Genomic DNA, 10,409 nt, shown 5'->3' on the forward strand with positions numbered 1-10,409 from the left:
GACAAAGGCAGCCTGAGCGCCCATCCCCGCTTTCCCCACGCCGGACCCCTGCCCCGCCACGGACGGGATCCTGAAGGTCTGGAAAAAATCCTGCGTAACTATTTTAAAGCCCCGGTCAAACTGATCGCCAACGTACCGCAGTGGATGCCGCTTTCACCGCGCGAGCAGGCGCAGCTGGGAGCAGGACGCCGCGTGCCGCGGATGGGCGAATCTGCGTTTCTGGGCGTGGCGGTCCGCGACGTGCAGCATAAATTTCGCATCGAGATTGGCCCACTCAGCGCGGAAGAGTACAACCGGTTTTTGCCCGGTGAAGCATGGGTAACCGAACTGCGGGACTGGGTACGCCAGTACGCAGGGGTGGAATTTGAATGGGAAACACGGGTGATCCTGCGCGCTGACGCCGTGCAGGGCGCCACGCTCGGCAGCACCGGGCGATTGGGGTACAACACCTGGCTGGGCCTTCAGCCGCAGCCTGTCCCGCGTGGCGATCTGGTGTATCGCGCAGAGCGGTAATCCTTCCGTATACCGAATCATTGTTAATGGAAACTAACATGTCAGAAATTAGCCGTGCCGTGCTTTTCGGCAAACTGGATACGCTGTTATTTACCTCTCTGGAAAGCGCCACCGCGTTCTGCAAGCTGCGCGGCAACCCCTACGTCGAGCTGGTGCACTGGCTGCATCAGTTGATGCAGCAGCAGGATGGCGATCTGCAACAGGTGATCCGTCATTTTGCCCTCGACGAACAGCAGCTGACGCGCGATATCGTGGCGGCGCTCGATGCCCTGCCGCGCGGAGCCAGTTCCGTTTCCGATCTCTCCGAACATATCGACAGCGCCGTCGAGCGCGCCTGGGTCTATGGATCGCTGAAGTTTGGCGTCAGCCGTATCCGCGGCGGCCATCTGCTGATCGGCATTCTGAAAACCTGGAATCTGGCGAACGTGCTGAAGAGCATCTCGGCGCAGTTTACCCGTCTTAACGTCGAGGTGCTGATTGAGCAGTTCGATACTATCTGTGCTAACAGCAAAGAGACGCAGCAGGCCGCTGCCGCAGTGGATGCGCCAGCCGGTTCGGTGCCTGCTGCCCAGGGGACGCTGGCCCAGTATGGTCAGGACCTGACCGCCCGTGCCCGTGAAGGCAAAATTGACCCGGTGGTTGGGCGCGATGAAGAGATCCGCCAGATGATCGATATCCTGATGCGTCGCCGCCAGAACAACCCGCTGCTGACCGGGGAAGCCGGCGTCGGAAAAACGGCGGTGGTGGAAGGGCTGGCGCTGCGCATCGCCGACGGCGATGTGCCGGAGCCGCTGCAAAACATTCAGCTGTGGCTGCTGGATATCGGTATGCTGCAGGCCGGTGCCGGGATGAAAGGCGAGTTCGAAGCCCGTCTGCAGGCATTAATCAATGAAGTGCAGTCCAGCGCCATGCCAGTCATTCTGTTTATCGATGAAATCCACACCCTGATCGGTGCGGGCGGTCAGCAGGGCACCGGTGATGCCGCCAACCTGCTGAAGCCAGCGCTGGCGCGTGGACAACTGCGTACCATTGGCGCCACTACCTGGGCGGAATACAAAAAATACATCGAGAAAGATCCGGCACTGACCCGTCGCTTCCAGACGGTGCAGGTACATGAACCCGATGAGGCCAAAGCGGTTCTGATGCTGCGCAGCACCGTGTCGCCGCTGGAGACCCACCACCAGGTCTTACTGCTCGACGAAGCGGTTAGCGCAGCCGTGAAGCTTTCGCATCGCTACATTCCGGCCCGTCAGTTGCCGGATAAAGCCGTTGCGCTGCTGGATACGGCCTGCGCCCGCGTGGCGGTGAGCCAGAGTGCACCTCCGGCGCAGCTGGAAGATTGCCTGCGCCATCTTGCGGCGCTGGACGTAGAAATTGAGATAGCGGAGCGCGAAGCGCGCGTCGGTGCAGGGGAATCTGAGCGCGTCACGGCATTAACCGCAGAGCGTGACGCGTATGAGGCCAAACGTGAGGCCCTGGCCCGGCGCTGGGAAGACGAGCGTAGCCTGGTGCAGGAGATCATTCGCCTGCGTGCCGCACTGTTTGCGGCGGGTGATAAGGATACCGCTGAGCTGCGCAGCCAACTGGCAGAGCAGCAGCAGGCGCTGAACGCCTTACAGGGTGATGAACCGTTGCTGTTTGCCGCTGTGGATGAAAACGTGGTGGCGGCCGTAGTCTCTGACTGGACCGGCATCCCGCTGGGCCGGATGGTGAAAAACGAGATTGATGCGGTACTGAACCTCGCCGACACGCTGAACCAGCGGGTGATTGGCCAGCGTCACGGTCTGGATCTGATTGCCCGCCGGGTGAAAACCTCCCGGGCAAAACTCGACGATCCGAACAAGCCGGTTGGCGTGTTTATGCTCTGTGGCCCGTCCGGCGTGGGGAAAACCGAAACCGCGCTGGCGCTGGCGGAGTCGCTGTACGGTGGTGAGCAGAACGTCATTACCATCAATATGAGTGAATTCCAGGAAGCGCACACCGTTTCCACCTTAAAAGGTGCACCCCCGGGATACGTCGGGTATGGTGAAGGCGGGGTGTTAACCGAGGCCGTCCGTCGCCGTCCTTACAGCGTGGTGCTGCTGGACGAAATCGAAAAAGCGCACCCGGACGTACATGAGATCTTCTTCCAGGTCTTCGACAAAGGCTGGATGGAGGATGGCGAAGGTCGTCACATTGATTTCCGTAATACGATTATTATTCTGACGTCTAACGTCGGGACCGAGCTTATCAGCGCCATGTGTGCCGATCCGGAACTGATGCCGGAGCCGGAGGCGTTAAGCGGGGCGCTGCGCCAGCCGCTGCTGGAGGTGTTCCCACCGGCGCTGCTGGGCCGTCTGCTGGTGGTGCCGTACTATCCGCTGAGCGACGCGATGCTGGGGCAGATTGTTCGCCTGCAGCTCAAACGCATTCAGCGTCGGCTGGAAGAGAATCACAATATTATTTCCGAGTTTGATGACAGCGTTGTAGAACAGATTGTTCAGCGCTGTACCGAGGTGGAATCAGGTGGACGTATGGTGGATGCGATCCTGACCAACACCTTGCTGCCTCAGATGAGTCAGATATTACTTACCGCCAGCCGCAGCGACGAGCAGTACCGACGTCTGCATGTCACCTGCGAGCAGGGCGAGTTTCACTGTCAGTTTGCCGCGTAATAATCATCAAGAGAACTGTAAAAGATGACGGATAATGATAACAATCGGACTGTCCCAAACGCGCTCCCGGTCGGGTATCGCTTCAACGAGTTTGAAATTAAAGAGGTGATTGGCGGCGGCGGATTCGGCATCGTCTATCGCGCCTGGGATCACCAGCTCGAACGCACTATCGCTATCAAAGAATTTATGCCTTCCTCGCTCGCCGTGCGCGGCGACGACATGACGCTGGTACTGCGCAGCGAACGCTTTGGCAAAGCGTTTTCGGCGGGGCTGAACAGCTTCATTCAGGAAGCCCGCCTGCTGGCGCGCTTCAACCACCCGAACCTGCTGCACGTGTTGCGCTTCTGGGTGCAAAACGATACGGCTTACATGGGCACGCTGTTTTACAGCGGCACCACGCTTTCTCGCCTGCGCGAGGAGAAGCCGGAGCTGATTAACGAGGCATGGATCCGTCGTACGCTGCCGATGCTGTTTGGCGCAATCAAGACCATCCATGACGAGGGCTATCTGCACCGCGATATTTCGCTGGATAACATTCAGATCCAGGATAACGGCCTGCCGGTGCTGCTGGACTTCGGCTCCGCGCGCCGCACCATCGGTAACCTCTCTGACGAAACCGAAACCATGCTGCGTCCGGGCTTTGCGCCTATCGAGCAGTACACCGACGACAACGAAAGCGAGCAGGGACCGTGGACGGATATCTACGCGCTCGGCGCGGTGCTGCGCACCCTGATCGTGGGCTCACCGCCACCGGTCAGCGTGGTGCGTTCCATTCAGGATACCTGCAAACCGCTGGCGGAAATCCAGCCGCAGGGGTACTCCCTGTCGCTGTTGCAGGCTATCGACCGTGCCCTGGCGTTGCACATGGAAGACCGTCCGCAGTCTATTGATGAGTTCGCGGCGTTAATCGAGATGCCGGTCGCCGGTATCGATGACGTGTTGACTGCTAAAAAACCGGGCACCATGCTGGTGCCGGTGGAAGAAGAGGCACCGGCTTCGGCGTTTGACTGGCGTCGTTACAAGATCCCCGGGATGGTTGCCGCGGGGGTGCTGGTTGGGGTGGTCGCTGGCGCGATGCTGTTCAGCGGCGGCCACGATGCGCCAGAACAGGCTGCGCAAGCGCCGGAAGCATCCCGCACGACGGAAACCGCATCGAACGCGCCAGATGTCAAACAGGAGACCGCGAAGGTAAGCGAACAAGCGGCAACGCCTGCGACAGCGCAACCGACGCCGCCACCGGTTGAAGCCAGCCCGATTGCTCTGGTCTACATTCGCATTCTTGACGGCGAGACGTTGAAAGTGAACGGCGAGCCAAAAGCGCTGCGTCCGGCGAACAACGGCTATGCATCGCTCAAGCTGCCAGCGGGTGAGGTGAGCATTGAACTGCAGGGCAACGGCAGAACCCGTAGCCAGACGCTGGATATCGTGAAGCCTGGCACCTGGCTGGTGAATCCGTAAACAAGGCGAAAAGGGACTGGTAACAGGACGGAGCGAATGTACAACATAAAATTTGTCTATCTTTTCAGCGAGAACGTCTCGCCCGCGCTTTTTGCGAAAATTATCCGCCCGTCCGTTGCCGGGCAGTGGATTATGTCGGTGCCCGACAATTCGCTGCGCTCGCTGTTTACACGTTACGACTTGCTGCACTCCATCACTGGCGCGAATCCTTATCAGTCCGGGCGCGATACCCGTAAGCTGATTGTGCAGGATCTCGACATGGGAAGAGTGGTGGCGATCGACGAGAGCTATCGTAACTGGTCGTCAGTGACGGAGATATTTTATATCAATGCTGATGGCCGACTGCAGGCTGCCTCGCTGGACGGTCTGGGCTGGTACCCGGTGAGTACAATTGTCGACCGCTACGAAACCATGGTGCGAACCTATGGCTCCCGCCCTGCGCCAACGGTGCTGCCGAAACAGGTAGTCAAATCCAAAGCGGCACAGATGCCGGACGAGCCGACGCCGGGCAAAGACGGTAAAACCTATGCGGCACAGCTGGAGAATATGACCAAAGCTGAACGCTGGCAGGCGCGTAAGGATCTGATTGCGAAGGGGAGTAATAGCCTCTATCCGGATGCGCAAATCGCGGCTAAGCGGCTGGCGGCGAATAATATCGCGGTTGAGAAAGCGAAGCTGGCAGAGAATGTGTATAAGACCGTGAACCCGCTTGAGGCCACGCCGGGAGTACCGGAGGGGTGGAAGGATATCAGTAATGATGCGGGTGCTTTGAAGAAATATGGTCTGGATAAAGAAGTTCTTTTTGACCATGCCGATACGCCTGACTTCCTGGCGCGAGTTTATCAACCTGATTCTGCGGTTTTTGGCAGTGACATGAATCCAACAATCGTGTTCAGAGGATCAAGGCAACCTGAGTTTTTTCCCACGAAGAACATGGCTGACTGGATAAACAATGGTGCTCAAGGTTTAGGTATGGAGTCTGATTATTATAAGCGGGCAGTACGCTTGGGATCACGTCTGGCTAAATCGGTATCTAAAATCGATATTGCAGGCCACTCTCTGGGTGGTGGGTTGGCCTCTGCTACCTCTATCGCAAGCGGTCAGGCTGGATGGACATTCAATGCGGCTGGTCTGCATTCAACCACTGTTGAAAAATACGGTGGAAGCTTGCTGGGTGAGGCGGATAATATTCAGGCTTATCGTGTTGAAGGTGAATTGCTGACAAAAATCCAGGAAGTTAATCTGGCGGAAGACTATAAAATGTTGAAAGGCCACATCCCAACGCTTATAGCCAAAGAAGAAATCTCTGCCATTATGCCTAATGCTGCTGGAGTTGTTCACGATCTTCCCGGCGGGACAGGCGGTCCATTGGACCGCCATGGCATTGGTCAGGCAATAGATTGCATAGAACAGCAAAAGGATGAAGACATTTCAATTATTAGGAGTCGTGCATGAAATCGTTCTTATCAGGCTGGATAATGCTTTGTTTGATTTTAATGGTACAGGGGTGTAAACAAAATATGGATTTAAAACCAGATAATTACTTTAGCGGACAACAGCTCACATTAGCTCGTGCAATCGAGAATGGCGAAGTTGATGAGGTAATTAAATTAGCGTCAGGGACGGATTTAAACAAACCCGGTAAAGAAGATATGACATTGTTATTTTGGGCTGTCATGAATTCGATCAATAATCAGAAAACACCGGAGCGGTTAAATATTATCACCATGCTGATTAAAGCGGGTGCAGACCCTCTGCAACCGAGGCCACAAGGAAAAAATAGTCCAGCTGAGTTTGTTTTAATGGCAGACAACGCGGACTGGATCAAGGCGATGTTAAATGCGGGTTTATCGCCAAATGCCGTTGATAAAACTTTTGGGAAACCAATTATTTTCCAAACACTTGAAGCCAAAAACACCAAGACGTTGCAGGCTATGCTTGATAAAGGTGCCGATATAAATATCACCGATTCTTTGGGAAATACGCTACTTATTGATGCCCTGGATTTCCACTCGTACGATCATGTTCTTCTTTTACTTGAACGCGGGGCTGACCCTGAAATCAAAGCTGATAATGGTTGGACGATGGGTAATCAGTTGCAGCGTTTCCTCGATAGGGCGAAGGTAGGCAGCGACGAATATAAAAAACTTAACGAAATTAAAGATGTGCTTATTCAACATGGCGGAAAATGGCCACCAACTCCGGTTAAATAGGAAACGTATAACATATGCATCTTACTGCTCGTCGGATGCCGATTTTCATATTTCTATTACAGGGATGTATATAGAAGCCAAATCCGCAAGACTACTTAAGCGGCAAGCTAGGTGAAGTTAAAAAAGCTCCCGTAAATCGCTCTTAACAAACCCAGATAACATGATATGACTTGTTGTTCTGGGCGGTTGGATGGTCTTTTAACTGACACAAAAGAAGATGATAAGTCATATCAACCCTTAAACCAAATAAAAGAAAAATGAATCATTACGGCGGTAAATGGCCACTTGCGGCAGTATAATAAGAGATAAACAGGTCATGACTGTAAAAGACAAAGTTTTCTTTTTCTGGGGTGGCATGGATACTCTTGCCATCATACTTTATTGTCTGAATTCAGTGCGGAAGGGAAGAATACCTGTCATTTCGGATGCTTTATCATTTATTGATTTATGGTCTGCACACAGCACTTTGGTGCCTGGTGCACTGGTGTTACTTCTTTTTGCTTTGGATTTAGGGCTACTGCTTTCTTTTGTTCTCTCGGCAATTTTTTTCTTTAAGCGGCAACGCTGTGCAGTTAAGTTCGCTCTGTTTCAAGAAGTTTTTCGGTTGATCTCATTTCGCTGTTCCGTTGCGTTTTTCCCGCTGCTTGCAGATGTTACTGGTATATCGAATGTTTGGGTTAATCTTGTTTTGTTTATGATCTCCGAGACGCTGAAATTGTACTCCCTAATATATTATAAATATGCTAAGAAAGGGGTTCGTGCGGAGTAAAGGCTTTTAATCAAGCGCTGAAGGGATATGTGTATTCGAAGCTTTTTAGCATTAGTTATCATAAATCTTTTGCGAGGATGCAGCTGGGATGGAGAATTGTAATTCCTGGATTATTTCAATGATTCTCAGTTTACGTTGGTTAAGGCATTTGAGCGTGGAGAGTTAATGAATACGCTTTATGATAAAAAAACACAACCGCGTCTACAGAGTGGTAAGTGGCCACCCGAATCGATTAAATGAGGGCTTGAGTGAATATAACTGCAAAAAATAAAATATTCTATTTCTGGGGCATTATGGATGTCATCGGCATTGTGTTTTATTTTGTCGGCCCATACCACTTGCTTCAGTCATGGTGGGATTCTACCGGTGGGAATTTTGGTGTCATCATCTTCATGCTGATAGCAGGAGGGGTAAACGGTTTATTGACGGGTCTTTTTTACCTCGTATACCTTCTGTGGCCGGTTTCATTACTCTTTTCTGCCTGGTTTTTTTTCACAACTCACCGATATGCCGTCCGGTTTGCTCTGGCGCAGGAAGTGCTACGCCTGCTCACCATGAGTTGTTCGGTGACCTTGTTCCCGATGATTATTGTCGGTCTCGGAATGAGTGTTATATCTCTTAATATCACGCTGTTCATTTTGTCTGAAATAGTAAAAATTGGCTCGCTCATATTTGTAATGAAAAAATGGGATGCGGGTGATGGGGTAAACAAATTTTTACCGTTAACTGAACGGGACTATATCGAAAGGGCCCTCAGACTGGCGCAAAAAAGATATGCGGAAATTAATGGCAAGTACCCCAGGGAGCCAATTTTACATATGTATGATGAGATTGTGCAGCAGTTACGCATTCTGAAAAAGATTGTGATCAAAAACAAAGCTGACAAATCCGTATTAAAGAGAATGACTTTTGGCATTTATGCGGTCAGAGAATTTGAAAACTCAGATGAGCTCTTTTTCGAGAGACTGACGGAAGCATGGTATATCGCAGATCAACGTCTCCGTGGCGTTAAAGTGAAATTACCGCATGAAGTGGATCCTGACTATGTTCAGAAACAATGCGTACTGGCGGAAAAATACCCTGACGAGTTTTGAGAGTTATGGATATCATTTCCTCAATATATCTTTCCTCCTGAAGGATCCATAATGGTCGATCTACACAGCGAAGATGCGGTAATTAATCACTATGCTGACCGCTACCGCAATCTTATGCCGTTAAACCTCAGGAAGGTGTCACGGCAAAAGAGTTCCGATAAGGTCTGGGATGAAACATTGCCGCTCGTCACAACGGAGGTCGTTTCGCGCGATAACGCGCTCGGTGCCTTAGTGGGATTGGCCGTTGGCGATGCCGTCGGGACAACGCTTGAATTTAAAGCACGGGATAGCGAAAACGTTAGTGATATGCAGGGTGGTGGTCCCTTCATGTTAAACGCGGGTGAATGGACAGACGACACATCCATGGCTTTGTGTGTGGCGGAAACCTATCTTGCCGAAAATCGAATGAATACAGATACCCTTAGAAAGCTCCTTCTGAGGTGGTATCAAACTGGAGAGAACAGCAGTAACGGACGTTGTTTCGATATTGGCAATACAACGCGTTTCGCTCTGGAACAATATCTACATGTTGGGCCTTCCTGGTACGGTAACACGGAGAAACATACCGCGGGGAATGCCGGACTTGTTCGCCAGGCTCCTGTGTCGATCTTCCGCCGAAAGTCACTCAGGGCGATTTATTTTGAATCGCAGGCACAGAGCAGAGCAACTCACGGAGCGGTAGAGTCTATCGATGCATGTCAATTTTTGGGGCTGATTCTGCATCATCTGATTAATGGTCATCAAAAAGAAGAGGCATTTTCACCCCATGTTTTTCCTTTATGTGCACGGGTCATGATAATCAACGCGGGTGAGTACAAGCATAAAGCCCGTCATCAGATTCGTTCCAGCGGTTATGTAATCGATACGCTTGAAGCAGCAATGTGGGCGGTATGGAATACGGATAATTTCCGTGATGCGATCCTTCTTGCCACCAATCTGGCGGATGATGCCGATAGCGTCGCGGCAACGGCAGGGCAACTTGCCGGTGCATTGTATGGTTATTCTGAGATACCGCAGGACTGGAAAGACAAACTGGTACAACATGAACGTATTGCTGCGCTGGCGTGTGATTTGTTTGACAGAGCACCAGAGGACAACTTTCTCTAGTACGGGAGTTAAAGGAGAAGCGTGAATAAACAAAGTTATACAGCGATGGATTATATTGAAAATGCCCTCGGCATTATTCAGGAGCGAAAGTCAATTCATCCCTCTTTTTCTTTGTATAACATGGCTGAAAAACAAGTGGCGTATGTCAGGGATATCCTGACAGGAAAGAATAAAGATAAAAGTAAACTCCATGCGTTAAATCTTGGCGCTATGGCTGCAAAAGAATTTGAAACTACCGATGAAGAGCTTGCCCGGCATCTGTCAAATGTAAACTACATCGCTTCGCAGATGGCACAAGGGTTAAAAGTTATTCTTCCTCATGAGCAGGATAATGAATATCTAAAAAGGCAAAAGCGGTATCGAAATTAAGCAGACGGTGACTTGTGCATATCCCAAAACGTCTTGTCAATAATCTCGTCTTTGTTGATACATTTATTTAGCATAAAACATTACGGAATAACGATTATGCTCAACCGAATTACCGTCCAGCTCCCGGTCGAGGGGCTGCTCTTCTGGAAACTCTCCGGCCGCGAGGCGATGTCCGAGTCGTTCGTCCTGACGCTGACCCTGCTCGGCACAGATGCGCGTATCGACCGCAGCA

The 10,409-nt window shown here is 51.8% G+C and carries 9 protein-coding genes; all 9 read left to right on the forward strand.

Features of this window, described 5'->3' with window-relative positions:
• Positions 1 to 513 (forward strand): type VI secretion system baseplate subunit TssG (tssG, locus tag AK59_RS0123005; RefSeq protein ID WP_029883913.1); only part of this gene is annotated, 513 nt, incomplete at its 5' end.
• Positions 514 to 551: 38 nt separating this feature from the next.
• Entirely contained in the window at positions 552 to 3,167 is a 2,616-nt protein-coding gene (gene tssH / locus AK59_RS0123010; RefSeq protein ID WP_029883914.1) for a type VI secretion system ATPase TssH, read from the forward strand.
• Between the two features lie 24 nt (positions 3,168 to 3,191).
• Positions 3,192 to 4,625, forward strand: coding sequence for a serine/threonine protein kinase (locus AK59_RS0123015; protein WP_013096192.1), 1,434 nt, complete (start codon positions 3,192 to 3,194; stop codon positions 4,623 to 4,625).
• Between the two features lie 36 nt (positions 4,626 to 4,661).
• Entirely contained in the window at positions 4,662 to 6,080 is a 1,419-nt protein-coding gene (locus AK59_RS0123020) for a hypothetical protein (RefSeq protein ID WP_029883915.1), read from the forward strand.
• Positions 6,077 to 6,838, forward strand: a complete 762-nt coding sequence (locus tag AK59_RS0123025) for an ankyrin repeat domain-containing protein (protein ID WP_029883916.1) — start codon at positions 6,077 to 6,079, stop codon at positions 6,836 to 6,838. The genes AK59_RS0123020 and AK59_RS0123025 overlap by 4 nt, the downstream gene beginning before the upstream one ends.
• A 316-nt stretch (positions 6,839 to 7,154) precedes the next feature.
• Positions 7,155 to 7,607, forward strand: coding sequence for a hypothetical protein (locus AK59_RS0123030; protein ID WP_029883917.1), 453 nt, complete (start codon positions 7,155 to 7,157; stop codon positions 7,605 to 7,607).
• Positions 7,608 to 7,855: 248 nt separating this feature from the next.
• On the forward strand, positions 7,856 to 8,701 hold the full coding sequence (locus AK59_RS1000000125350; protein ID WP_231501510.1) for an immunity protein Tsi6 family protein: 846 nt from the start codon (positions 7,856 to 7,858) through the stop codon (positions 8,699 to 8,701).
• A 51-nt stretch (positions 8,702 to 8,752) separates the two neighbouring features.
• Positions 8,753 to 9,808: an ADP-ribosylarginine hydrolase Tri1 gene (gene tri1 / locus AK59_RS0123045; protein ID WP_029883918.1), complete on the forward strand. Its 1,056-nt coding sequence runs from the start codon at positions 8,753 to 8,755 to the stop codon at positions 9,806 to 9,808.
• A 21-nt stretch (positions 9,809 to 9,829) separates the two neighbouring features.
• A complete protein-coding gene (locus AK59_RS0123050) occupies positions 9,830 to 10,177 on the forward strand; it encodes an immunity protein Tsi6 family protein (protein WP_081852469.1) in 348 nt (115 codons plus the stop codon).
• The last annotated feature ends 232 nt before the right edge of the window (positions 10,178 to 10,409 follow it).

Origin of the sequence: Enterobacter sp. T1-1 (genome assembly GCF_000710795.1) — a bacterium.
GTDB classification, from domain to species: Bacteria; Pseudomonadota; Gammaproteobacteria; order Enterobacterales; family Enterobacteriaceae; genus Enterobacter; species Enterobacter cloacae.